22 protein-coding genes are annotated in these 24093 nt (G+C 44.9%); 17 read left to right on the top strand and 5 right to left on the bottom strand.

From position 1 onward, the window contains the following. Positions 1-40 precede the first annotated feature (40 nt). A complete protein-coding gene (locus tag MAMP_RS00445; protein ID WP_007143985.1) occupies positions 41-2260 on the bottom strand; it encodes a TonB-dependent receptor in 2220 nt (739 codons plus the stop codon). Between the two features lie 159 nt (positions 2261-2419). Here MAMP_RS00445 and MAMP_RS00440 point away from each other — a divergent pair, with 159 nt between their 5' ends. The 5 genes from MAMP_RS00440 (at position 2420) to MAMP_RS00420 (ending at position 6219) form a co-directional block, all read left to right on the top strand. Beyond that, complete coding sequence (locus tag MAMP_RS00440) at positions 2420-3145, top strand: sulfite exporter TauE/SafE family protein (RefSeq protein WP_007143984.1); 726 nt, start codon at positions 2420-2422, stop codon at positions 3143-3145. Positions 3146-3150: 5 nt separating this feature from the next. After that, a complete protein-coding gene (locus MAMP_RS00435; protein WP_007143983.1) occupies positions 3151-4077 on the top strand; it encodes a sigma 54-interacting transcriptional regulator in 927 nt (308 codons plus the stop codon). A gap of 71 nt (positions 4078-4148) precedes the next feature. After that, positions 4149-5000, top strand: coding sequence for a thymidylate synthase (locus MAMP_RS00430; RefSeq protein ID WP_007143982.1), 852 nt, complete (start codon positions 4149-4151; stop codon positions 4998-5000). A gap of 29 nt (positions 5001-5029) precedes the next feature. Then, on the top strand, positions 5030-5473 hold the full coding sequence (locus tag MAMP_RS00425; protein ID WP_007143981.1) for a bacteriohemerythrin: 444 nt from the start codon (positions 5030-5032) through the stop codon (positions 5471-5473). Further along, positions 5470-6219, top strand: coding sequence for a cytochrome b/b6 domain-containing protein (locus MAMP_RS00420; RefSeq protein ID WP_007143980.1), 750 nt, complete (start codon positions 5470-5472; stop codon positions 6217-6219). The genes MAMP_RS00425 and MAMP_RS00420 overlap by 4 nt, the downstream gene beginning before the upstream one ends. Here MAMP_RS00420 and MAMP_RS00415 read toward each other — a convergent pair. The 3 genes from MAMP_RS00415 to radC all read right to left on the bottom strand — a co-directional run bounded on the left by MAMP_RS00415 (position 6216) and on the right by radC (position 10158). After that, a complete protein-coding gene (locus MAMP_RS00415; RefSeq protein ID WP_007143979.1) occupies positions 6216-7349 on the bottom strand; it encodes a PepSY-associated TM helix domain-containing protein in 1134 nt (377 codons plus the stop codon). The two genes, MAMP_RS00420 and MAMP_RS00415, sit on opposite strands and share 4 nt — an antisense overlap. Before the next feature lie 6 nt (positions 7350-7355). Next, the gene (locus tag MAMP_RS00410; protein WP_007143978.1) at positions 7356-9383 is read right to left on the bottom strand and encodes a TonB-dependent receptor; all 2028 of its coding nucleotides are present in this window, start codon (positions 9381-9383) and stop codon (positions 7356-7358) included. 100 nt (positions 9384-9483) lie between these two features. Continuing rightward, a complete protein-coding gene (gene radC, locus MAMP_RS00405) occupies positions 9484-10158 on the bottom strand; it encodes a RadC family protein (RefSeq protein ID WP_007143977.1) in 675 nt (224 codons plus the stop codon). A 125-nt stretch (positions 10159-10283) separates the two neighbouring features. Between radC and miaB the strand changes: the two genes are divergently transcribed. From miaB to MAMP_RS00365, 9 genes are all read left to right on the top strand, one after another. After that, entirely contained in the window at positions 10284-11624 is a 1341-nt protein-coding gene (gene miaB, locus MAMP_RS00400; protein ID WP_007143976.1) for a tRNA (N6-isopentenyl adenosine(37)-C2)-methylthiotransferase MiaB, read from the top strand. A gap of 18 nt (positions 11625-11642) precedes the next feature. Continuing rightward, positions 11643-12620, top strand: coding sequence for a PhoH family protein (locus tag MAMP_RS00395; RefSeq protein ID WP_007143975.1), 978 nt, complete (start codon positions 11643-11645; stop codon positions 12618-12620). Continuing rightward, positions 12617-13081 carry an rRNA maturation RNase YbeY gene (gene ybeY, locus MAMP_RS00390; RefSeq protein WP_007143974.1) on the top strand — a complete coding sequence of 155 codons (465 nt, stop codon included), beginning with the start codon at positions 12617-12619 and terminating at the stop codon, positions 13079-13081. The genes MAMP_RS00395 and ybeY overlap by 4 nt, the downstream gene beginning before the upstream one ends. After that, positions 13078-13941: an HlyC/CorC family transporter gene (locus tag MAMP_RS00385; RefSeq protein ID WP_007143973.1), complete on the top strand. Its 864-nt coding sequence runs from the start codon at positions 13078-13080 to the stop codon at positions 13939-13941. Before ybeY ends, MAMP_RS00385 begins: the two co-directional genes overlap by 4 nt. Beyond that, on the top strand, positions 13941-15446 hold the full coding sequence (gene lnt / locus MAMP_RS00380) for an apolipoprotein N-acyltransferase (protein ID WP_007143972.1): 1506 nt from the start codon (positions 13941-13943) through the stop codon (positions 15444-15446). Before MAMP_RS00385 ends, lnt begins: the two co-directional genes overlap by 1 nt. A gap of 5 nt (positions 15447-15451) precedes the next feature. Then, positions 15452-16903 (top strand): TrkH family potassium uptake protein, encoded by a 1452-nt coding sequence (locus MAMP_RS00375; protein ID WP_007143971.1) that lies wholly within the window; start codon positions 15452-15454, stop codon positions 16901-16903. Continuing rightward, complete coding sequence (locus tag MAMP_RS00370) at positions 16903-17478, top strand: class I SAM-dependent methyltransferase (RefSeq protein ID WP_007143970.1); 576 nt, start codon at positions 16903-16905, stop codon at positions 17476-17478. The genes MAMP_RS00375 and MAMP_RS00370 overlap by 1 nt, the downstream gene beginning before the upstream one ends. 123 nt (positions 17479-17601) lie before the next feature. Beyond that, entirely contained in the window at positions 17602-17802 is a 201-nt protein-coding gene (rpmE, locus tag MAMP_RS15810; RefSeq protein ID WP_007143969.1) for a 50S ribosomal protein L31, read from the top strand. Positions 17803-17827: 25 nt separating this feature from the next. Then, positions 17828-19318: a M48 family metalloprotease gene (locus MAMP_RS00365; RefSeq protein WP_050797507.1), complete on the top strand. Its 1491-nt coding sequence runs from the start codon at positions 17828-17830 to the stop codon at positions 19316-19318. Position 19319: 1 nt separating this feature from the next. Here the strand turns inward: MAMP_RS00365 and MAMP_RS00360 are convergent, their stop codons facing one another. Next, positions 19320-21695, bottom strand: coding sequence for a penicillin-binding protein 1A (locus tag MAMP_RS00360; RefSeq protein ID WP_007143967.1), 2376 nt, complete (start codon positions 21693-21695; stop codon positions 19320-19322). Between the two features lie 191 nt (positions 21696-21886). Between MAMP_RS00360 and MAMP_RS00355 the strand changes: the two genes are divergently transcribed. Genes MAMP_RS00355 through pilO form a run of 3 tightly spaced genes read left to right on the top strand, consistent with a single transcriptional unit; the run spans position 21887 to position 24092 of the window. Then, positions 21887-22945 carry a pilus assembly protein PilM gene (locus MAMP_RS00355; RefSeq protein WP_007143966.1) on the top strand — a complete coding sequence of 353 codons (1059 nt, stop codon included), beginning with the start codon at positions 21887-21889 and terminating at the stop codon, positions 22943-22945. Then, a complete protein-coding gene (locus MAMP_RS00350) occupies positions 22945-23505 on the top strand; it encodes a PilN domain-containing protein (protein WP_007143965.1) in 561 nt (186 codons plus the stop codon). Before MAMP_RS00355 ends, MAMP_RS00350 begins: the two co-directional genes overlap by 1 nt. Beyond that, positions 23505-24092 (top strand): type IV pilus inner membrane component PilO, encoded by a 588-nt coding sequence (pilO, locus tag MAMP_RS00345; RefSeq protein ID WP_007143964.1) that lies wholly within the window; start codon positions 23505-23507, stop codon positions 24090-24092. Before MAMP_RS00350 ends, pilO begins: the two co-directional genes overlap by 1 nt. The last annotated feature ends 1 nt before the right edge of the window (position 24093 follow it).

The following is a 24093-nucleotide window of genomic DNA, read 5'->3' as shown; positions in this document are numbered from 1 at the left end:
GGCATCTCTGGATAATCTCGGCAGAGATGCCTTGTTTTAACTAAAAAGAGTAACTGACAGCCGTATAAAATGACCGTCCCATGCCGGGAACGGTAACGCCCCAAGGCACACCGGAACCTGACATTGTCATTCCCTGACCCGTATAAGCACCTGACAATGGTTCGCTGTAAGCTTTATCCAGAACATTGTCGATACCAAAATCAACACGTGCTTGTTTCCACTCATAGCTGGTACGTAAGTTTAATAAGCCATAGCCCGCTGTTTCCTGTTCATTCCGTTCATCGTTTACCTGATCTTTAGCAGCGACTACTTGCCATTCAGCGGTGTTATGCCAGGCACCTTTGGCATGCTGCAAAGTGAATGTCGCATTTAATGGCATGATGTTGTACAGATTGTCGCCAGTATCACGGTTTTTACCACTGACATAACTGAACACCGCTTGGCCACTGATATGACCAATCTGTTCATCATGATAAAGGTGTTTAGCCAATGACAAATCCGCGCCATATAACTTCGCTGAGACATTGTCATATTGCAGGTAGACAAAGTTATCTCTCGTGCTCAGATTAGTGGCTGTACATACCGCCATCATCCCAGTTTCACCGCTACAGCGTTTGGCATCGATAAAATCATCTACATAACTGATGTAGGGGGTGAAAGTCACATTCCAGTCCTGCTTGTCAGCATCATGCCAGTCGGCTGTGAAGCTGATGGTGTGTGCAATTTCTGGATCCAAATCCACATTCCCAACATAACCATTGCCATCACCGACCAGATTCACCATACGCATAGCCATACCGTTGCTTGACCAGGCATAACGCTCATATAAATTAGGGGAACGTGTTTTCTGAGCGTAACCGAATTCATAACTGGCATTATCAGATGGGGTGAAACGTCCCATTAAGGTCAGATCAAGATTGTTATCGGTTTTGCTTTTATCTGCATTATTGAAGTCAGTAGGGTTGTAATTTGTTGTGTTATACCCCTGAACATTGTCGGCATCCATTTTCACCGTTTCATGACGAATACCCACCAATGTTGTCCATTTTGAGGTCCAGTCGGCTTCCCATTCCGTATAAATAGCATAACGGTCGCGTTGACCATTATTGATATTTTCAAAGGTATTTGGTGCCATCATCCCGGAACCAGTGGGCTCCCAGAAATCATCCAGACGGTATTTTTGTAACTCCGTACCGACACTTAATAAGTCACGATCATTAAGTATGATTTCTGTTTTTAACGAGACGCCAGTATTGCGGCCTTCAGTCTCCATTGGCATGCCTTCGGCAGTGCCATATAAAAATTGCTTGTCATCACCAAACTGCATCTTGTGATGCGTTTTTTCACGATAAACCGAGGCTTCCAGGGAGCCCCAGTCAAACAGACCGTTGTAGATTAAATTGACTTGATTACTCCGGTTTTCGGTCATATCCATACGTTGGTTTGGAAAACCTTGATAAGGGATATTCTGATGGGCCAGTTTTAATTGCAATAAGTGATTATCAAGTTTAAAGCCAAGGTTTAAAGCATGGTTACGAGTTTCATAGGCGGTGGAGCCGACTTCATCACCATCTAACCAGCCACGATCAGAGGCAGCAGCTCCAGCAGATTTGAAGTTATCTGCCGCATCATAATTATTGGCTTTACTGGTGGAACCGGTGTAATTAAGGCTAAAGCTCTCCGTTGCCAGTGTGGTGGATAAATTGGCGCCACGAGCGTTGCCATTACTGCGGTAGAAGGCACCGATTTCACCTTTTGATAATACGCTGTCAGCATCTTTGGCAAACTCAGGTTGTTTACTTTTGGCGATGATAGTGCCACCAATACTGTCGCCACCAGCACTAACTGGTGTAATGCCTGAATACACTTTTAATTCAGCAATATTATTCGGCGCAATGTATGACAGTGGTGGATTCATATGATTAGCACAGGCTGAAATCAGATCCATACCGTCGACTTTAATACGAAGTCTGTCATCCGCTAGACCATGAATCACTGGCAGACTGGATACGCCACCAGCCCCATATAAGGAGACACCTGGAATACCTTTTAATAAAGAGGACGTATCACTTGATTGGGCACGCTTTGATTTGAGTGCTTCCAGATCAAGTCCGGCACTGTCTTGAGGTAACGGTTGAATGGCTTCGCCAGACACGGTGACTTTGTCTAGTTGTGCGACATCGTGCTTGTGTTCGGCATAGGCAAGTGATGGTAGGAATAAACTCAGCATGATGCTGAGTGACAGACTGGTGCGTTTCATTTATCTTCTCTCTCAGATAACCCAACCAAAAATAATAGGAAGTTATCGTTATTAAGAAGTGTGTTTTTTCAATAAGTAGTAGGTGAAATGACACAAATTCATGCTGAAAAGGCGTGCTAACCTGATAATTAATCAAAAAAATAAGAGAAGACTGTAAGCATGGCTGCTATTACCAGTTCCTATATCACGGCTTTTTTACTCGGTTTATTCAGTACAGTGCATTGTATTGCGATGTGTGGCTCGGTGATTGGCGCATTGACGCTGAGCTTGCCGAAAGAAGTAAGAGAGAGTCAGCGGCGGATGTTACCGTTTGTATTTAACTACAATGTCGGCCGTATTCTGAGTTATAGCTTTGCTGGCATTATCGTCGGTCTGTTAAGTACGCCACTGACACAATTGAACGCACATTGGGTACTCAGGGTATTGTCAGTCATCATTATGATTTCAATGGGTTTATATTTGGCTGGCTGGTTCCCTAAATTTGCTCGTGCCGAGCGTATGGGGGCACCTTTATGGCGGTTATTGCAGCCTATTGGGCAAAAACTGTTACCGGTAAGAAAAGTCAGTCAGGCATTTTTTCTGGGTATGGTTTGGGGCTGGTTGCCCTGTGGTCTGGTGTATGCCGCACTGGCTGTAGCAGCCACTGCCGGTGACCCGGTTAAAGGCGGGCTAGTGATGCTGTCATTTGGCGCGGGCACCTTACCGGCGGTGATGGGCGCAGGTTTGTTTACCGGTATGTTAGCGGCGCTGGGACGTTCGCCAAACTTACGTAAAGCCGCAGGGATACTGATTATTCTGATGGCATTAGCAACCTTGTTCTGGCCGATGGAAAGTCTGCATGAGCATCATGCCATGCCTGATCATCAACATCAGATGCAGGGGTAAGTGTTATGACTACGATTTTAGGACAATCGCCTGATTTAACCCATATCCTGCGTACATTACCCATGATTGCCTTGAGTGATGCCAGTGTGCTTATCAGTGGCGAAACGGGTACCGGTAAAGAGTTAATTGCCTTAAGTTTGCATGAGCAAAGTCGTCGACGTGACAATGCCCTGATTACTATTAACTGTGCTGCATTACCCACAGAAGATGTGGAACTGGATTTGTTTGGCCGAAGTAATGAGCAAGGCGAAGTCACATTTCGGGGACGGCTGCTGGCGGCAGAAGGTGACACGGTGTTTCTGGATGAAGTCGATGCTTTACCTTTATCTGTTCAGGCAAAAGTCTTACGTTTTTTGGAAGCAGGTGAGTGTCAGTTACAGGGAAGTCATCGTTTACATGTCGCCGATGTTCGTATTCTGGCCGCGACCAGTGCTGACTTGCCTGCGGAAGTGAAAGCCGGGCGATTCCGGGCTGATTTGTTTTATCGCTTACAGGTGGTGCCAATTGAGTTACCGGCCTTACGTAATCGTGCCGAAGACATTCCGCTACTGATGAAACATTACCTGAAAGAGTTTGCTGGTAATAATGCAGTGGTCAGGCTCTCAAGAGAAGCGGAACAGAGCCTTGTCCATTACCGCTGGCCTGGCAATATCCGTGAGTTACAGAATCTGTGTCAACGTCTGGCGCTTTTGCATGTCGGTGAGTTATTGCAACCGGCTGATTTACCGAGAGAGATGCGCCCCGAAGTGGCCATAGAGCAACATCAGTTTGTGCTGCCGGCCAGTGGTATCGATCTCGCAAAAGTGGAGCTGGACTTAATTGAGCAGGCACTGGATATGGCGGCGGGTAATCGCTCTAAAGCCGCCCGCTTATTAGGTATTAGCCGCGATACCCTGTTATATCGAATGCAGAAATATAATCTGTCCCCTTAATGAGGTTGTCTGTCTGACCTAGCAATGCCAAAATCATCAGCAATTTTGCAGCGAGAATTGGAGTCTTCTGAGTGAGACAGTATTTGGATTTATGCCAACGTATTATCGACGAAGGTGAGTGGGTTGAAAATGAACGGACGGGTAAACGTTGCCTGACCGTGATTAATGCTGATTTGGAATATGATGTGGCCAACAATCAGTTTCCCTTAATCACCACTCGTAAGAGTTACTGGAAAGCGGCCATTGCCGAAATGTTGGGATATCTGCGTGGCTATGACAATGCAGCAGATTTTCGGGCGATTGGTTGTCGCACCTGGGATGCCAATGCCAATGATAATAAAGACTGGCTGAATAATCCTCACCGCAAAGGTGATGATGATATGGGACGGGTTTATGGTGTTCAGGGCCGTCGCTGGCAAAAACCGGATGGCTCAGCATTAGATCAGTTACAAAAAATCGCCGATGACTTGAAGCGTGGCATTGATGATCGTGGCGAGATCCTGACATTTTACAATCCGGGTGAGTTTGATATGGGCTGTCTCAGACCCTGCATGCATACCCACACTTTCTCTGTATTGGGCGGTACGCTCTATTTAACCTCTTACCAGCGTTCTTGTGATGTGCCTCTGGGCCTTAACTTCAATCAGGTGCAGGTGTTTTTCTTACTCAAAATCATGGCGCAAATTTCTGGTCTGAAACCCGGTAAGGCTTACCATAAGATTGTGAATGCGCATATTTACGAAGACCAATTGCAATTAATGCGCGATGTACAGTTGAAACGTGAACCCTATCCTTCACCGAGCTTACACATTAACCCGGAAATTAAATCATTAAAGGATCTGGAAACCTGGGTCACGCTGGATGATTTTGAGGTTGAAGGTTACCAATATCACGAAGCCATCAAATATCCATTCTCAGTCTGATGCGATAGCTTGTTGCGGGAGTGAACGACATGGATAGACCGTTATTACTGGTATGGCAAGATGAGTTTAGTCAGCAAGTCCCCATTATTGATGAACAGCACAGAGCCATCCTCGCCACCATAAATTCACTGCATTATTTCCTCCAGCAAGGGCTGGAATTTGAGTCCTTATTACCCACGGTTAAGCTTCTGATAAGTTACATCGTGTTTCATTACAAAACAGAAGAAGGCATATTGAATTCAACGGAGTATCCAGAACTGAAAAACTATCAACAGCTAATGGATAATCTAATCACGGAATTCAAAGTTGTTTGTGAGCATGCCAAGCATCAAAAGCGGCCTGAGCAAGTGCTTATTTTTTTGAAAGATTGGTGGCAGGCCCATCTATCAGAGCATAAAACCATCACACCTTATCTACATGACTGGAGTGGCGAATATTGCCGTGTAGATAAACTAGGAGAGAGAGAAAAATGAAAAAACAAATGGCGAGAACATTAACAGAGTATCCAGTATGGGATCGTATGGTTCGCTGGTTTCACTGGATAAACGTATTGTCGGTTATTGGGTTGATTGTTATTGGTGTGGCAATTATGAACAGTAAAGCCTTGGGCGTAACGACAGAAGGCAAAATCCTGTTAAAAACATGGCATGTATATGTGGGGTATGTGTTTGTGATTAATCTTGCCGTGCGGTTGTTTTGGAGTTTTATTGGTAACCGATTTAGTCGCTGGGCAGCTATTTTGCCGCTTGGACAAAAGTATAAACAGCAACGACAACTTTACCTGGATAGCATCAATGAAGGTAAGCCGGTTGGTTTTGCCGGACATAATCCTCTGGCACGTTTAATGGTGACTTTGTTGTTTATCTTGTTAACGATTCAGGCGGTAACAGGGTTAGTGCTTGGTGGTACCGATGTGTATATGCCACCATTTGGCGATAGTTTTAAAGCCTGGGTGGCAGAGAGTCCACAAACAGAAGCCTTAGTTCAGCCATACTCAAAAGACGGCGTGAATGAAGCGGCTTATCAGCAAATGCGTGACTTTCGTTCACCCTTCAAAGAAATACATGAGATCGTATTCTGGGTGCTGAGTCTGGCCATCATCTTACATATTCTGGGAGTCGTTTATAGCGAGCTTCGGGAGCGTAATGGTCTGGTATCGGCCATGTTTACCGGTAAAAAAGTATTCAAAGATACCCCGGTAGACTGGGACGAAGATTAACTATGGCGATAAGCGGTGCGCTTTCTGGCGTGCCGCTTTTGTTGCCAGCGCAATAAGCCGGTAATGAATAAAATTAATGGCAGAAAACCACAGATAAACACAATAATCCTGCCGGTTAGACCAAAAGCTTCGCCATTATGTAAGGGGTGTAGCCAGTTTAAGACTTTATCTCCGGCACTATCGGCTAAGCCATCGCGGCTAGCGACAATATCACCAGTAAACGCATTCACCCAGACTTGTGTTCGTGGAAAACGGCGGCTTGGTTCGCCTTGTTGATAGAAAACGACTCGCCAGCTATTTTTTTTGATCCCCGGTGACTCTACCCAGCGTAACTCAGCATCGGGGAATAATTTAAAAGCTGACGCTACCGCCGTATCTGCTGAGATAACAGGTTTTTTTCCTTGCTGCTGCAGTGAGCGAGCAAGTATAGGGCTGGAAGCCAATGGAGAAAAAATACGGATAATCTGCTGAGTCTGTGTAGGTAAAGCCAGTGCTGCACCCGTTAAACTGAGCATAAACAACACAATGAAACCATAACTGCCAGACAGAATATGTAGATCAAACACTTTTTTGGCATAACTGGTACGTAATCGCCAAGCCATCACTTGTCGCAATTTATGCCAGCCGGGCCACCATAAAACGACACCGGTGAGCAGGGAGATAAGACTGATGAGACCTATAATACCTACGAGGGTTTTGCCGGTTTTATCTACTAATAAGCTGTAATGCAGATTGTAGATCCAGGTCATCGCAAATTCGCCCCAGAAGCGTTTACTGGTGATCTCTAATGTGGCGGGATCGATTGTTACCATCAATGGCGCAAATTGCAGATCACGTGTTTCAACAGGCGTGTAATAACGCGCCATAATTGGCCAGCCTGAATGAAGTGGCTGTTCAATACGCCAGGAATCAGTTCGTGTTGGAAATTGCTGCTGTAATTGATCAAAGACAGTTTGTTGCTGACTGACGGGGGCTGTCGAGACAGCTTCGATATCTGGATTCAACCAGATATCGAATTGTAAATAGAACACTAAAATGCTGCCCGTCAGACCTAATAAGACCAGCATGATGCCAATGCTGAGTCCCAGGTAGGTATGAATTTTCAGCCAAAGCTGTCGCGCTTTTGTCATTAATGCTTAAAAGTCATATTGAATTGAGCCATAAATCGAGCGACCATCGCCAGGCGAATGCATTGCTTCACCATTTAAAGGTTTCCAAGCATATTCATAGTAACGATCAAAAAGATTCTTTAGTTCAAGATCTAATCTTACTTTTTGAGTCAGCGCATAACTGGCTGAGGCATTCACTAACACGTATTGACCATATTTATTGGTATCGTTTTCCTGATTTAAATATGCATCATCCTGGGCGCTGACCCAAGATGATAATTTAAGTTTTGGTGTAGCCTGATAATCCACCCCGGCATCAATCAAATAGTGCGGTACATGATCAATCTCGTTACCTTTATTAAGAGGTTTATCTGCACCAGCTTTAAGGATTTCTGAATCCTGAAAGGATGCGGCGAACCAGAGGCCAAGTTTGTCAGAAGCTTGTGCATTGAATTGGAAATCTATGCCTCGACGCTGGGTTTTGCCAATATTCTCACTGTCATTATTAGCATCTTCCAACCTTGTTTTAAATTCACCTGAGGCGACTTGCTGCCAGACAGCAATTCGCCCATTTAACCAATCTGTGGGTGTAAATTTAAGTCCGACTTCCCAGCCTTCATTAATTGAAGCATCGAGATCGCTTGATAATGCGTTTTTCTTATAGCTGGCAGTACCTGAAGCGACCTGAAAGGTTTTGCCCCAATTGGTGTATACAGCGTATTGCTCATTAAAAGAATAGACCGCACTGAGTTTTGGCTGGTTGATATTGCCATAATCGTTAATTTCACGATGCGTGCCATTATCATTTAAGCTGCCACGCACAGTATCAACCCGAAACGCGGGAACAATTTTCAGTTTCTCAGTCGGTTTGTATATGGCCTGAATAAATCCACCATAAATATCAAAATCGAAGTTCTGGTTGCGAGTCTGCGATGTTCTATTTCGGTCCAGATCCACCAGATAACGACGACTTTCATTATTTTGCCATTCAGCACTCAATCCACCCATCAGGCTGAACTCATGCGCCCAGCTTACATCCGGTCGCCAGGTTAAGGTGCTTAACGCGCCTTTATGTTCTTCTTCGGTTAATCGTTCGTTATGGTTGCCGCCCGCTGCAAAGGTGACATAACGATCTTCGTCTAGCTCATTTAAATAAGCTTTGCTGCTCCAGAACAGATTATCCGTGATATCAATATCCAAGTGAGCACTGAACTGATTCATCATACGATCACCACCATCTGCGGCGTTATGCGGACGTGATTGTTCTGGATCATCATGTGCCTCAGCCCGGGTCAGATAACCGGCTTCATCAGCTTCAGCTTTGCCATGTCTGGCAATAAAGCCGATTTGGGCACGGCCATCATTCGGTGTATAAAACCACTTACCAGAGAAGGTACTTTTTTCGATATCACTGTGGTGGCGATAGCGATTTGAATTTAAATAGCTAATTGCATAGTTCTGGGAAAAACCATTACTTTCCATGCCGCTGATAAACTGCACATTGCGTGTCGCATAACTACCATAAGTGACACGAGCTTTACTATAGTTACCTCCTTGGCGAGTAAAAATACCAGCATTACCGGCAATATTATGTAAACCATAACGTGGATCATTGGTGCCACGAACGACTTCGATACTCTCGATTTCTAAAGGTGTCAGTAATTCCAGATAAGGCATATTGCCAGAATTCTGGTTACTGGGAATGCCATCAATCAGCAGTTTCACAGCATTGACTTCACCTTCGCCATTAAAGCCGCGAAAAGAAATTTTGCCAGACTCATTACCCATACCGAACTGGGTCAGCATCACGCCCGGCATCTGGTCAAAAAGCTGCCATGTGTAACTCACATTCTGATCTTCAATGCGGTCTTCGTTCAACACATCAACTGATGTCGACAGATTACGTGAGGTTAGTGGTCCTGTGCTGTCTGATGACACCACCAGGCTGCCCAAGCTCAGGCTGGCATCATCGATTAGCCCATTATCGGCAGCGTACAGACTTATACTCTGCGTTAATAAAAAGCCCAGACTGAATAATTCCAGTGACTTTCTCATGATTCTCTCACCCATTTAAATTCAAAAGCCGGACAATAGTAGAGATATCAAACACCTGATAAATAGGTCATTTCACTTATCGTTATGGCAATTGCCGCAATTAAATACAACCGCGTTGTGCCAAAGAAGTGACATCTGCATCCCCGACGATAATGTGGTCCAGTACTCTTATATCGACGAGATCGAGGGCAGACTTAATTCGTTTTGTAATATGAATATCGGCCTGACTGGGTTCAGCGACACCAGACGGATGATTATGGGCCAGGATAATGGCTGCAGCGTTATGTTTCAGTGCGGCTTTAACGACTTCACGTGGATAAACGCTGGCACCATCAATGGTGCCGCGAAATAATTCATCGAAGTACAAAAAACGATGTTGGTTATCCAGATACAGGCAGGCAAATACTTCATGGGGATAGGCGCGTAAACGTTGTTTGATATAGCGCATGGTGTTGTCAGCATCGGTAAAGGCATCGCCATGCTTTAAACTCGATTCCAGGTGACGGCGGCCCATTTCCAGAACAGCCTGAAGCTGAACGTATTTCGCCTGACCTAATCCATGACCTTCACAAAACTGCTGCTGGTCCGCTTCTAATAATTGTCGTAAAGAGCCAAACTCATGAATGAGTTTGCGTGCTAAGTCGACGGCTGAAAATCCTTTCACACCCGTGCGCAGAAAAATCGCCAGAAGCTCTGCATCAGAAAGTGCCTTAGCACCTGATAATAAAAGCTTTTCCCGAGGGCGATCATCGGCAGGCCAATCCTTGATTGCCATGATTCACTTCCTTGTTGTTGTTCCTTCCCACACTATATTTGCAGTTATTAGTAAAAACAATCACTTGTATGTACTAATCAAGCAAAAAATAGTATCCTGTGCGCCCTTTGACTTTAGCAGAAACTATGGCTGGCAAACTTTATATCAGAACATTCGGCTGTCAGATGAATGAGTATGATTCATCAAAAATGGCAGAAGTCCTGGCGGCATCTCATCAATTAGAACCCACAGATATTCCAGAAGAAGCGGATGTCTTACTTCTTAATACCTGCTCGATTCGCGAAAAAGCGCAGGAAAAAGTGTTTCATCAACTCGGTCGATGGAAACGCTGGAAAGATACACGTCCTGACTTGGTTATTGGTGTGGGTGGCTGTGTGGCAAGCCAGGAAGGTGAAGCGATTCGTCAGCGTGCGCCCTATGTTGATCTGATTTTTGGACCGCAAACATTGCATCGTCTTCCAGCCATGTTGGAAGAGGTCAAAATCAGCCGTAAACCCAGTATTGATATTTCATTTCCTGAGATTGAGAAGTTTGACAATTTACCAGCACCGAAAGCGGATGGCCCAACTGCCTTTGTTTCGGTGATGGAAGGTTGCAGTAAATACTGCACATTCTGTGTGGTGCCTTATACCCGCGGTGAAGAAGTCAGCCGCCCGGTTGGTCCGATCCTGCGTGAAATTCGTCAGTTAGCTGCGCAGGGTGTGCGTGAAGTGAACCTATTAGGCCAAAATGTGAATGCTTATCAGGGGGTGATTGAAGGTGATGAAACCGCTGACTTGGCTCTGTTGATTCATTACGTCGCTGCAATTGATGGCATTGAACGTATTCGTTTTACTACCTCTCATCCAGTTGAGTTTTCTGACAGCCTGATTGAGGCATTTGCCGAAGTGCCAGAGCTGGTGAATCATCTGCATTTACCAGTTCAGTCGGGTTCTGATCGTATTCTGACGATGATGAAGCGTGGTCATACCGCTTTGGAATATAAAAGTAAGATTCGCCGATTACTGGAAGTCAGACCGAATTTAAGCATGTCGAGTGACTTTATTGTCGGTTTCCCTAATGAAACGGAAGAAGACTTTCAGGCGACCATGGATTTAATCAACGAGATTAAATTCGATCATTCATTCAGCTTTGTTTATAGCGCTCGCCCTGGGACACCGGCGGCAGCATTCGTGGATTCCGTTTCCGAAGAAGAAAAGAAACGTCGTCTGCAAATCATGCAGGATCGTTTACGTGAGTTGGAAGACGAGCATGCCAAAGCCATGGTTGGCACCACTCAACGTATTTTAGTTGAGCGCGAAGCTCATCGCGGTGGTGGTGATATGGCCGGTCGCACAGAAAATAACCGGGTAGTGAATTTCCCTGGTGACCGCAGTCTTATCGGTCAATTTGTGGATGTGCGTATTGAAGAAGCCTTCTCGAACTCCTTGCGCGGCGAATTACTCGCTGATAGCGTAGCACTTTAAGCTCATCGGAATTCTATAGTGACTCAAACTTCTCAAGCGCTCGATAGCATCAGCTTCGAGCTTAGTCCGGCAGATAACCCTCGTCTTGCCAATCTGTGTGGTCATCTGGATGAACATATTCGTATGATGGAACGCGGCTTTGGTGTGGAAATCAATAATCGGGGCGTGAACTTTCAGATTATTGGCCCGGCGGATACATTAACACTCATCCAGGAAGTCATTCATGACTTGTATGCTGAAACGGCGCAGACCGTATTAGCGCCCGAGCAGATTCATATGGCGATTCGCAAAAGTGGTGGTGACGATGTCGCCACGGCCAGTGAGCCTGATAAAGAAGTGGTGATTAAAACCAAGCGTGGTTTGATTAAAGCCCGTGGTGAAAATCAGCAAGCCTACTTACGTCGGGTGATGACCCATGATATTAACTTTGGTGTAGGGCCTGCTGGTACCGGTAAAACCTATCTTGCCGTGGCCTGTGCGGTGGAAGCCCTCGAACGTGATTTTTGTCGCCGTATTGTATTGGTCAGACCTGCAGTAGAAGCCGGTGAACGTCTCGGTTTCTTGCCCGGGGATCTAGCTCAGAAAGTTGACCCTTATCTCAGACCGTTGTTTGATGCCTTGTATGAAATGTTAGGGTTTGAACGCGTGGCTAAGTTAATGGAACGCAATGTGATTGAAGTCGCGCCATTAGCCTATATGCGTGGTCGCACACTCAATGAGTCTTTCATTATTCTTGATGAAGCGCAAAATACCACGATCGAACAAATGAAGATGTTCCTGACCCGGATGGGTTACAACTCCACTGCGGTCATTACCGGTGATATCACTCAGGTGGATTTGCCTGGATCAACCCGTTCTGGCTTGCGTCATGCGATTGAAGTGTTGAAGGATGTGGACGGTATCGGCTTTACTTTCTTCCAGGCAAAAGATGTTGTTCGACATTCGCTGGTACAAAAAGTCATCTTGGCATACGATAAGGCTGACCGAAAAGCATGAGCGTGGTAGTGGATTTTCAGTGTGCTTATGATGGTGATATACCGGATGAGTCACTGTTTACTCAGTGGGCTGAAGCAGCATTAGACGAAGTCAATGAAGACTGTGAGCTGAGTATTCGTTTAGTCGATGAAACAGAAAGTGCTGAACTCAACGGTCAGTATCGTGGCAAAAATGGGCCAACCAATGTCTTGTCTTTTCCTTTTGATGCACCCATTAAATTAGAACCCCGTTTATTAGGCGACTTAGTGATATGTGTGCCTGTGGTGAGAAAAGAAGCGCAAGAGCAAGGTAAGGCCGAGTTACATCACTGGGCACATATGGTGATCCATGGATGTTTGCATTTATTAGGTTATGATCATATTGAATCGGATGAAGCGGAACAGATGGAAACATTAGAAATAGCTATTCTGCATCAGTTAAATATAGCTAATCCCTATGAATGGCAGGGAGTGGAATCATGAGTGAAGGACGACCGAGTCGCTTAGCAAATCAATCCTGGGTGCGAAAGCTCAGTAACTTGTTTCTGGAACCGCAAGATCAGGAACAACTGATTGAATTAATTCGTTCAGCTTCTGAACGGCATATTCTGGATTCAGAAGCGCTATCTATTGTTGAAGGTGCATTAAGCGTTTCGCAAATGCAGGCCCGCGATATTATGATTCCACGCTCACAAGTGGTCATGGTTTCACGTGATGCTGCCCCTGAAGAAACATTGAAACTGGTCACTGAAACGGCGCACTCTCGCTTTCCTGTGATGGATGATGACCGTGATGATGTGATTGGCATTCTGCTCGCCAAGGACTTATTAACGGCCGTGGTGAACAGCGGTGATTTCAATTTTGATCTGCGTGAGATATTACGTCCCGCTGTATTTATTCCCGAAAGCAAGCGCTTGAATGTGTTGTTACGTGAGTTTCGGGCACGCCGTAATCATATGGCCATCGTCGTAGACGAATATGGTGGTGTGGCTGGTATTGTCACGATTGAAAATGTATTAGAACAAATCGTCGGTGAAATTGAAGACGAACATGATATTGATGATGATGCACCTATTCTGCAAAGGAATGAAAACACCTACACTATCAAAGCCTTAACGATGGTGGAAGACTTCAACGAGTTTTTTGAAACTGATTGGAGTGATGAAGATTTTGATACGGTGGGTGGTTATGTTGTTAATCAGTTTGGGCATTTGCCTGAACGTGGTGAAGAAATCACGATTGACCGTTTCCAGTTCACGATTTTACGCGCAGATAACCGTCGTTTATATCTGATGAAGATGGTGGTGTTACCGGAAGAAGAGCCAGAAGCAGATACCGAATAATGCAAAAGAATAATGGGCTGACTATGCAGGGTTGGAAAGGACATATCGTTGCATTATTTGGCGGTGCTATTTTACCGCTGGCATTTTCTCCCTTTAACGCTTATCCGATTGCTGTTTTAAGTCTGATTCTGCTTTTCGCCAGCTGGGATAACACCACGGCAAAACAAGCTGCATGGCGAGGCTGGCTGTTTGGACTTGGCATGTTTGGTGTGGGTGTGTCATGGGTGTATGTGGCTATCCATGTCTTCGGTCATACCAGCTGGTTTTTAGCGGGAATGCTGACATTTTTGTTTGTCGCGATTCTGGCTTCCTATCTGGCATTATTTGGCTGGCTGGTAAAGAAACTCTCTTCTTACACATTTTCCTTATTTGATATTGCTTTACTGTTACCCATTGCCTGGTTCGGTTTTGAATTATTTAAAGCGTGGTTCTTGAGTGGTTTTCCCTGGTTAGAGTTGGGTGTGAGTCAAATTGAGGGGCCGTTAGCTGGCTGGGTGCCTGTCATGGGCGTCAATGCTGTCTCTTTCCTGGTTGCGCTGACGGCAAGCTGTTTGTTTATTTTGTTTAAATACAAAAAACCGTTGTTCATATTGCCTGTTGTGGTTATTTGGTGCGGGGGACAAGGGTTGCAATCTGTCGATTGGACTTGGACGGCTGGCGAACCTATCAAAACCACGATTGTGCAGGGCAATGTGCCGCAAGATGTGAAGTGGAGTCCTGAACAGCTTGTCAGCACACTTACCCTGTATCAGCAATTAACGGAACAACATTGGGACAGCCAGCTGGTGGTGTGGCCCGAAAATGCCGTTCCCGCTTTTTATCATCAACTAAAAGACTTTTATATCGAACCGCTTATTAAAGAAGCGCAACAACACAATACCGATATTTTACTTGGCCTGCCGGTTGAAGATAAAAATGGCCAGGACTACTACAACAGTATGATGGTCGCCGGGCAGGATGAGGGCTTCTATCATAAACGCCATCTGGTGCCTTTCGGCGATTACGTGCCTTTTGCCTGGCTTCGCGGCTTGATTGCTTTTTTTGATTTGCCAATGTCAGGCTTTGTGCCGGGACCAGAAAAGCAAAGCCTGTTAAAAGCCTCTGGGCAGCAAGTGGGTATTTCTATTTGTTATGAAGATGTTTTTTCCCTTGAAGTGTTAGATGCATTACCTCAAGCTTCTATCCTTGTTAATGCCACCAATAATGCCTGGTATGGCGATTCATTCGCGCCGCATCAACATTTACAAATTTCACGTAGCCGCGCTTTAGAAGCAGAAAGGCCGCTGGTACGGGCGACCACTAATGGCATCTCAGCTTTTGTCGATTATAAAGGACGTATTCAGTCACAAACCCCTCAATTTGAGCAGGCGACATTGACTACCGATATTCAGCCCAGACAGGGGGCAACACCCTATGTCATCGCCAAACGCTGGCCAGTGTTTATATTGATGCTTTTGATGCTGCTAAGCTGGTTTTATTATCACCGTAAAACGGATTCAACCTAACCATCATGCAATTACTGACGATTCAACGCATTCTAGGTATTTTGTTATCGCTGTTCAGTATCACGATGCTGCCTCCTGTGTTGGTGTCCTGGTACTTCCAAGATGGTGCCAGTAGTGCGTTTTTAACGGCCTTTGTTTTGTTGTTGATTATCGGTTTATTGTTTTGGTTACCCGTTAGACATCACCGTAAAGAACTAAAAATACGCGATGGCTTTATCGTAGTGGTGATGTTCTGGATCGCTCTTGGTTTGTCTGGGTCATTACCTTTCTTTTTGACTGAAGTCCCTAAAATGTCATTCACTGATGCTGTGTTTGAATCCATGTCGGGGCTGACAACTACTGGAGCAACTGTACTTACAGGCTTAGACACACTGCCTAAAGCGGTTCTATTTTATCGCCAGTTTCTACAGTGGTTAGGTGGTATGGGGATTGTGGTGTTAGCGGTGGCCATTCTGCCCCTGTTGGGTGTCGGGGGCATGCAGCTCTACCGTGCTGAGACACCCGGTCCAATGAAAGATGCCAAACTGACACCGCGCATCACGGAAACGGCTAAGGCGCTTTGGTATATCTATCTATCATTAACCATTGCCTGTGCTATTGCGTTTCGAGTTGCTGGTATGACCTGGTTTGATGCGATTTGTCATAGTTTCTCAACGGTAGCCATCGGTGGTTTCTCTACCCATGATGCCAGTATCGGTTTTTTTGATAGTGCCACTATTGAAATGATCACGGTGGTCTTTATGCTGATTTCCGGGATGAATTTTTCTCTACATTTCCTGGCCTGGCGACATCGTAGCGTCAAACATTATTGGAAAGACTCTGAGTTACGGACTTATCTGGCAATACTTGGCGTGATATCAGTAGTGACGTCGAGTTATCTGTATTTCAGTGGTACCTTCGATAACCTTTGGACCGCAGTGCATCAAGGCGTTTTCCAGACAGTGTCTATCGGTACAACGGCTGGTTACACCACAACCGATTATTACCTGTGGCCTGGTTTCTTACCTATCCTATTATTGATGGCAAGTTATATCGGTGGCTGTGCTTTTTCCACGGGGGGCGGTATTAAAGTTATCCGTATCATGCTGCTGTTTAAACAGGGGTATCGTGAAGTATTACGTCTGATTCACCCTAATGCGGTATTTGCCATCAAGGTGAATGGCAAAGCCCTGCCTGCGAAAGTGGTTGGCGCGGTCTGGGGCTTTTTTGCCATGTATGTGTTCTGTTTCAGTATCATGCATTTATTTTTAATGTCGACCGGCCTTGATGTAGTGACCTCATTCTCTGCAGTAACAGCCTGCCTGAATAATCTCGGTCCAGGGCTTGGCGAAGTGGGTGCTAACTTTGGTGAAATTAATGCACCCTCCAAATGGGTATTAGCCATGGCTATGCTATTGGGACGATTAGAAATATTTACTTTGCTTGTGGTGTTGACCCCGGCCTTTTGGCGTCGCTAATGATGGATGCTCAACAAAAATGGGATGCGATTTATAGCAAACGCTATGATGAGAAACCGGGTGTTTCAATGGTGTTAGAGCAAAACCAGCATTTATTACCTAAAACTGGCCTGGCATTAGATCTGGCTTGTGGGGTGGGTGGCAATAGTCTTTTTTTAGCAGAGAAAGACTTAAAAGTTGAGAGTTGGGATATTTCATCGGTCGCGATTGAACAATTAAAGATAAATGCCGGAAAAGTCTCTTTGGATATTCATGCACAACAACGCGATGTCATTGCGGAGCCACCTGCACCAGCAGTCTATGATGTGATTGTCGTATCGCATTTTTTAGTACGGGATATGGCACCAGTGATTGCTGATGCTCTCAAGTCGGGTGGTCTGTTGTTTTATCAGACGTTTTGTCGGAATAAAGTTAATGAGATTGGTCCGAATAACCCTGACTTTCTGTTAGATGATAATGAGCTACTGCATATGTTTAGCAGTCTTAACGTTCGGGTTTATCGTGAAGAATCTGTGTTGGGGCAGCTTGAGTCAGGTTGGCGAGATCAAGCCATGCTGGTCGCTGAGAAAGCTTAAGCAGATTTTATTGTAAATAAACTTGCCTGAAGCAAGGTTGATCTATAAAATAACGCGGTTCTAAAGCTCGTAACCTTATGGTTACAGCAAGATTTTTTGCAAACACACATAACGAGTACAGATATGAAAGCGGATATCCATCCAGATTACACCGAGATCAATGTTACCTGTAGCTGCGGTAACACCTTTAAAACTCGCTCTACACGCACTTCAGACTTGACTCTGGATGTGTGTTCAGAATGCCACCCGTTCTACACTGGCAAACAAAAAATGTTAGACACAGCGGGTCGTGTTGATAAATTCCGTCAAAAATACGGTAAATAATCTGTCGAACAAAATGGTTTGAACTATGATTGACGTGTTCGTACAAGGTAGTACAAGTCACGACAGAATACGAAGCCTCTGCTTAATCGCAGGGGCTTTGTTGTTTCTGGGGCTTGGTGGATGTGCAACGAATCCGGTAACCGGTGATCAAAACTTCGTCATGTTTGGTGAAGATACCGAGCTGGAGATGGGAAGAACCAATCATCCCAAAATCATTGCCGAATATGGTCGTTATGATGATGAACAACTGCAACGTTATGTGCAGTCTGTGGGCGAAAAACTGGCATCGGTTAGTCATCGTAAAGACTTAGTCTATCGATTTACTGTACTGGATTCTCCGGTCATCAATGCCTTTGCCTTGCCAGGTGGTTATGTTTATATCACCCGTGGCCTAATGGCTTATCTGAATTCTGAAGCTGAACTTGCTGCGGTGCTTGGCCATGAAATTGGTCATGTCACTGCCCGGCATGGTGTCAGACAACAAAGTGCGGCACAAGCGGCCAATATTGGATATACCCTGGGCTCGATATTAATCCCGGAGCTACGTAATGCAGGGTCCCAGAATATCTTCAATATGTTAGGTGGTGCTTTATTAAGCGGTTATGGTCGTGAACATGAGCTTGAGTCGGATCGCTTAGGTGCCGAGTATCTGGCCAGAGCAGGCTATGATCCACATGCCATGATTGATGTCATCACTGTACTGAAAAATCAGGAGATTTTTGCTGCTGTTGAGGCAAAGAAACAAGGCCGTGAGTACCAAGGCTACCATGGTTTATTTGCTAGTCACCCTGATAATGATACACGGTTGCAAGGCGTTGTTGCCGCTGCGGATAAATATAAAGTGACTGACGGTAAAATCGACAGAACGGCTTATTTAGACCATATCGCCGGCATGACCTTTGGTGATAGTGAGGAGCAGGGCATTCGCTCCGAAAATCATTTTTATCATCTTGCTATGGGGTTTGCTGTTGATTTTCCTGAAAAATGGCACATTAACAATAACCCGGATAGCCTGCAGGCTGTAGCCCCTGATGGCAAGGCTGTCGTTGAAATGGGCGCAGCGGATCTGAATCGTAAGTTAACGCCGGAGCAGTTTATTAAGCAACGTTTGAAAATTACCACAATTCGTTCTGGCCAAAGCTTTAATAGTCATGGGCTCGACGGATATACCGGGATTGCGCTTGCTCAGGATAAAACCGTCAGGGTCGCTGTCGTTTACTTAAAAGATAAAGCCTATATTTTCTTTGGTGGTGCAGAAAGTAACACTTTGTTTAGCAGCTATGATCAGGCTTTTATTAACACGATTAAAAGTCTGCATAGTTTGCGAGAAGATGAAATTAAACTGGCTCAGGAGCTAAAAATCCAAATTCTCAGGGTGGGTAAAAACGATAATTATGCTTCATGGGCAAAACAAAGCAGAATCAGCAACAGCCCAATTGAGCAATTACGATTACTGAATGGCGACTACCCGAACGGTGAATTACAGTCCGGGCAGTTGGCCAAACAGGTTCGATAAATCAGAATAAGTCGATGGCCGGTGATGTACCGCTGTCACCTTGCCCAGATAGCGGTGCCATCTGTTTTGGTACATATTCTTCTCTGAAGGTCTCGTATATCGCATCTGTGGCTTCAGGTCTAGCCAGTAGGCCTGTCGCAGGATCGATTCTGACGGTTACCATACCAACAGGTGGTTGCAATGGTGCTTCAGGCATGCCTTCCAGAGCAACTTTCATGAAATCTATCCACATTGGTAAAGCGGCGCGACCCCCTGTTTCATAGCGGCCTAATGAGTGTGGATTATCGAATCCTACCCAGGCTACAGCCACTAATTCTGGATGAAAACCATTAAACCAGGCATCCACCTGATCATTGGTTGTACCGGTTTTTCCTGCTAAATCATCACGACCTAGACTCATCGCTTTCCGACCTGTGCCATGTTTAACCACATCCCGTAACAGGCTATTCATGATGTAGTTATTTTGTGGCGTCATGATACGTTTGGCGACATGGAAATCACTCTCATCAAGAGTAGATTCATCCATCAGGCAGGTTTCACAAACGGTATCAGGTGTTGCCTGCATCACAATTTTTCCAGAGGCATCTTCTACACGCTGGATGATGTAGGGCTCAACTTTATAACCACCATTAGCCAGTGAGGAATAGGCACGTGCCATATCCCATGGGGCGGCACTGCCACTGCCCAGCGCTAATGACAGATTTTTATGCATCATGCCGGGTTTGAAGCCAAAACGTTCTGCATATTCAACGGCATAGTCAGCTCCAATATCGCGCAGCAATCGGATTGATACCAGATTACGCGAATGAATAAGGGCTTCGCGTAAACGTGTGGGCCCAAAGAATTTACCGCTATAGTTTTGTGGCCGCCAGACGTTCTCTAGACCAGGATCATCAAACACCACTGGTGCATCATTAATAATCGTCGCTGCGGTGTACCCTTTTTCCAAGGCAGCAGAGTAGATAAAGGGTTTGAAGCCAGAGCCGGGTTGGCGACGAGATTGGGTCACACGGTTAAACTTGTTATTAAAGAAGTCAAAACCACCATTCAATGCTGTGACTGCACCATCATATGGGGCAACAGCAATTAATGCGCCTTGGGCCTCAGGTAATTCAGCCAATTCCCAGTTAGGGCTGGTCAATTGTTCGACACGGATGATGTCACCTACTTTGATGGCATCTGTGATCTTTTTAGGGACAGGGCCACGACTGTTGGTACTGAGTTTTTTCTGAGCCCACTTAACGGCATTAAGTGGTAATTGAGCATACCCCCAGTTTCGAATATAGAGCTCTGCTTTTTCATCTGTGGTCTCAATCACAACAGCCGTTTTTAACGGACCTATGTTGTCATAGTCCTTAACAACTTTATCAAGAGCTACGCGGTCAGAAACATCTTCTGGTAAAGCCACATTTGCAACTGGACCGCGATAGCCATGTCTGCGATCGTAATCTAACAAAGCCGATTGTAATGCCTTATTGGCTGCTTGCTGATGCTTTGCACGAATCGTTGTATAGACGTTAAAGCCATTGGTGTACGCCTCTTCACCAAACTTATTAATCAATTCTGTACGAACCATTTCAGACACATACGGCGCGTAAACTTTGATTTCCGGGCCATGGTAGCTGGCAGTAACGGGTGCTTTTATGGCTTCCTCGTAATCGGCTTTCTGGATAAAGCCGACTTCCCACATACGTCGTAAAACATAGTTTCGTCTTACTGTCGCGCGTTCTGGATTGGCTATCGGATTATAAGCGGAAGGGGCTTTGGGTAAGCCTGCAATCATCGCCATCTCAGCGAGAGATAACTGATCCAGTGGCTTGCCGTAATAGACATTAGCAGCGGCACCAACACCGTAGGCACGACTGCCTAGATATATTTTATTTAAGTAAAGCGCTAAAATTTCTTCTTTCGATAAAACCTTTTCAATCTCCAGTGCGAGAATAATTTCATTTAATTTTCTTAGATAAGTTTTTTCATTAGATAAGAAAAAATTGCGCGCAACTTGCATGGTGATTGTACTACCACCCTGTGATTTTTCACCTGTGAGCAGCAGGGAGTAAGCAGCACGAATAATGCCCTGATAATCAACCCCAGGATGCTGGTAGAAGCGATCATCCTCTGCAGCTAAAAAGGCCTCAACCAGCGGTTTGGGGATATCATTATATTCCACTGGAATACGTCTTTTCTCGCCAAATTCAGCCATTAATAGACCTTCAGAGCTGAAAATTCGCAAAGGGATTTGCAACTGAGTTTCTTTAAGGGTGTTAGTGTCAGGCAGTTTGGGAGCCAAAAAGAAATAAATCACGCCGGCGGCGATAAGGGTCAACAACGCTAAAATTAAAATAAGCTTTGTGGTCAAACGAATAAATCGATACATGTAGACTTGGCTGCTATGTAAGAAATGATGTGAAAGTATATATTGAGTCACAAATAATAACAGTGAGAGGGTTCAAATCACTAGTTTTATTGATATATTTAGGTTGACAAGCTCAAGATTCTTAATAAACTACTTTAAGTAATAGTGCTAAGTGGGCTTATTCAATGAATCAACGGGAATTGAGGCGATAAATGTTCGGACGAAAAAAATCCCCTTTGCTAGGCATAGATATCAGTTCTTCGGTAGTAAAGGTATTAGAACTGAGTAAAAAAGGTGAGAAATATACTGTCGAGTCATATTCCGTTGAGCCTTTACCTGTCAATGCTGTGGTTGAAAGCCGCATTGAAAATAGAGATGAAGTGGCTGGCGCAATAAGACGCGCAGTCAAACGTTCAGGCACAAAAGCCAAAGAAGCCGCTGTTGCCGTTTCTGCTAATTCAGCCATCAGTAAAATCGTATCTTTTCCTGCTTCATTATCAGAGCGTGAGCTTGAAGAAAATGTACTTATGGAAGCAGAAAACTATATTCCTTACCCACTTGATGAAGTACGACTGGATTTTGAAATATTAGGGTCTTCAGCAGCTGATGTTGAAGCTGTTGATGTTCTGCTTGCTGCTTCACGCCGTGAAAATGTGGATGTCCGTACTGAGGTGGTCGAGAAAGCTGGATTAAAACCCCGACTGGTCGATGTCGAAGCCTATACTATGGAAAATGCGTTTGAATTAATCGCTCGACAATTGCCACACCATGGCCAGGGCTTGACTGTCGCTGTTGCTGATGTCGGTGCAACACTGACAACCTTACACGTACTGGTTGACGGCAAAATTGTTTTTACCCGAGAGCAAACATTTGGCGGAAGAATGTTAACTGAAGATATTGAACGCCATTACGGGATGTCTTATCAGGAGGCGGGGCGAGCGAAGAAAGATGGCAGTTTGCCAGATGATTATGGTCCGAAAGTGCTTGAACCTTTCAAGCGCTCAATGGCAATGACCGTAACACGAGCATTGCAATTCTTCTTTTCAGCATCGACACAATATCAGTCCATCGATCATATTATTCTGGCTGGAGGGTGTGCTTCTATCGAAGGTATCGATACGATGATAGAAGAAGAAACCGGTACATCAACATCTATTGCTAATCCTTTTGCAGAGATGATTCTGGGATCTCGGGTGAAAATACAGGCATTAAGTAATGATGCTCCTTCGATGATGATTGCTTGCGGCTTGGCAATGAGGAGTTTTGACTGATGGCACATATCAATCTACTGCCATGGCGTGAAGAGCGAAGAGAAGAGCGGCAGAAACAGTTTTATTTAGCGATGGGCGCAACTTTTTTGTTTGCAGCCCTTATTTTTTATCTTGTGATGGGTTACGCCAACAGCCTGATTAGTGATCAAAACCAGCGCAATACGCTATTACAGACAGAAATCACTAAGTTAGATGTCAAAATTAAAGAAATTCAAGACCTTGAAGCACAAAAGAAACGGCTTTTGGCCAGAATGCAAGTTATTCAGGATTTACAGGAAAGTCGCCCTAAAGTGGTAAAAGTATTCGACTCTATCGCGCGGGTGGTTCCTGAGGGTATTCATTTAGAAAAAGTGGTACGTACAGGTAATACCATTACCTTCAGCGGAACGGCAGAATCGAATGCCAGGGTATCTGTCTTTATGCGTCAACTTGATGAAAATCCTGAATACGGCGAGTCTCGCCTGGAAGTTATCAAACGGACATCTACAAGCAATAATGCGATCAGACAGTTTACTGTAGAGGTCAATGAATCAGCAGCTGCGACAAAGGTGGATAAATAATGGACCTTTCCTCTATTACGGAACTCGATTTTAATGAAAGTGGTGAGTGGCCCACGCCTATAAAAATCGTTGCTGCTGTTTTGATTTGTCTGTTGGTCTGGGCTGGTGGTTATTATTTTATTCTGAAAGATAAGCAAACCGAGCTGACCAAACTTGAGCAAAAAGAAGTCGAACTCAAGCAAATTTTTGAGATTAAACAAGCCAAAGCGGTAAATCTCGAGGCTTACAAAGAACAGTTAGCCGAAATGCGTGTGATGTTTTCCTCTATGCTTGAGCAACTACCTAAAAAAAGTGAAGTACCCGATTTACTTGTCGATATTACCCGAACAGGTTTGATAAATGGTCTGGAGTTTGAGCTTTTCAAACCTGAAGGTGAGAGGCCTGTGGATTTTTATGCTGAATTGCCGATACAGATGACGGTGACTGGAACATATCACCAGTTCGGAGAATTTGTGAGTGGGGTAGCTGCTTTACCACGGATTGTGACTTTGCATGACATCAGCATGGGGCCAATGAATCAGGCGACAGGCAAAATGACCATGAACATTACAGCAAAAACCTATCGTTATTTTGATGATGATAAATAGA

Source organism: Methylophaga thalassica MP, from assembly GCF_000214595.1.
Lineage (GTDB): Bacteria > Pseudomonadota > Gammaproteobacteria > Nitrosococcales > Methylophagaceae > Methylophaga > Methylophaga thalassica.
The sequence above is the reverse complement of the archived record's forward strand: the minus strand, read 5'-3'. Positions and strand labels throughout refer to the sequence as shown.

Bases quoted from the DNA above. Each gene is read 5' to 3' on its own strand.
- MAMP_RS00410 (WP_007143978.1), bottom strand. From the start codon at position 9,383: ATGAGAAAGTCACTGGAATTATTCAGTCTGGGCTTTTTATTAACGCAG.
- MAMP_RS00420 (WP_007143980.1), top strand. From the start codon at position 5,470: ATGAAAAAACAAATGGCGAGAACATTAACAGAGTATCCAGTATGGGAT.
- rpmE (WP_007143969.1), top strand. From the start codon at position 17,602: ATGAAAGCGGATATCCATCCAGATTACACCGAGATCAATGTTACCTGT.
- MAMP_RS00440 (WP_007143984.1), top strand. From the start codon at position 2,420: ATGGCTGCTATTACCAGTTCCTATATCACGGCTTTTTTACTCGGTTTA.
- MAMP_RS00355 (WP_007143966.1), top strand. From the start codon at position 21,887: ATGTTCGGACGAAAAAAATCCCCTTTGCTAGGCATAGATATCAGTTCT.
- ybeY (WP_007143974.1), top strand. From the start codon at position 12,617: ATGAGCGTGGTAGTGGATTTTCAGTGTGCTTATGATGGTGATATACCG.
- MAMP_RS00360 (WP_007143967.1), bottom strand. From the start codon at position 21,695: ATGTATCGATTTATTCGTTTGACCACAAAGCTTATTTTAATTTTAGCG.
- pilO (WP_007143964.1), top strand. From the start codon at position 23,505: ATGGACCTTTCCTCTATTACGGAACTCGATTTTAATGAAAGTGGTGAG.
- MAMP_RS00365 (WP_050797507.1), top strand. From the start codon at position 17,828: ATGATTGACGTGTTCGTACAAGGTAGTACAAGTCACGACAGAATACGA.
- lnt (WP_007143972.1), top strand. From the start codon at position 13,941: ATGCAAAAGAATAATGGGCTGACTATGCAGGGTTGGAAAGGACATATC.
- MAMP_RS00445 (WP_007143985.1), bottom strand. From the start codon at position 2,260: ATGAAACGCACCAGTCTGTCACTCAGCATCATGCTGAGTTTATTCCTA.
- MAMP_RS00435 (WP_007143983.1), top strand. From the start codon at position 3,151: ATGACTACGATTTTAGGACAATCGCCTGATTTAACCCATATCCTGCGT.
- MAMP_RS00415 (WP_007143979.1), bottom strand. From the start codon at position 7,349: ATGACAAAAGCGCGACAGCTTTGGCTGAAAATTCATACCTACCTGGGA.
- MAMP_RS00375 (WP_007143971.1), top strand. From the start codon at position 15,452: ATGCAATTACTGACGATTCAACGCATTCTAGGTATTTTGTTATCGCTG.
- MAMP_RS00350 (WP_007143965.1), top strand. From the start codon at position 22,945: ATGGCACATATCAATCTACTGCCATGGCGTGAAGAGCGAAGAGAAGAG.
- MAMP_RS00370 (WP_007143970.1), top strand. From the start codon at position 16,903: ATGATGGATGCTCAACAAAAATGGGATGCGATTTATAGCAAACGCTAT.
- MAMP_RS00425 (WP_007143981.1), top strand. From the start codon at position 5,030: ATGGATAGACCGTTATTACTGGTATGGCAAGATGAGTTTAGTCAGCAA.
- MAMP_RS00385 (WP_007143973.1), top strand. From the start codon at position 13,078: ATGAGTGAAGGACGACCGAGTCGCTTAGCAAATCAATCCTGGGTGCGA.
- miaB (WP_007143976.1), top strand. From the start codon at position 10,284: ATGGCTGGCAAACTTTATATCAGAACATTCGGCTGTCAGATGAATGAG.
- radC (WP_007143977.1), bottom strand. From the start codon at position 10,158: ATGGCAATCAAGGATTGGCCTGCCGATGATCGCCCTCGGGAAAAGCTT.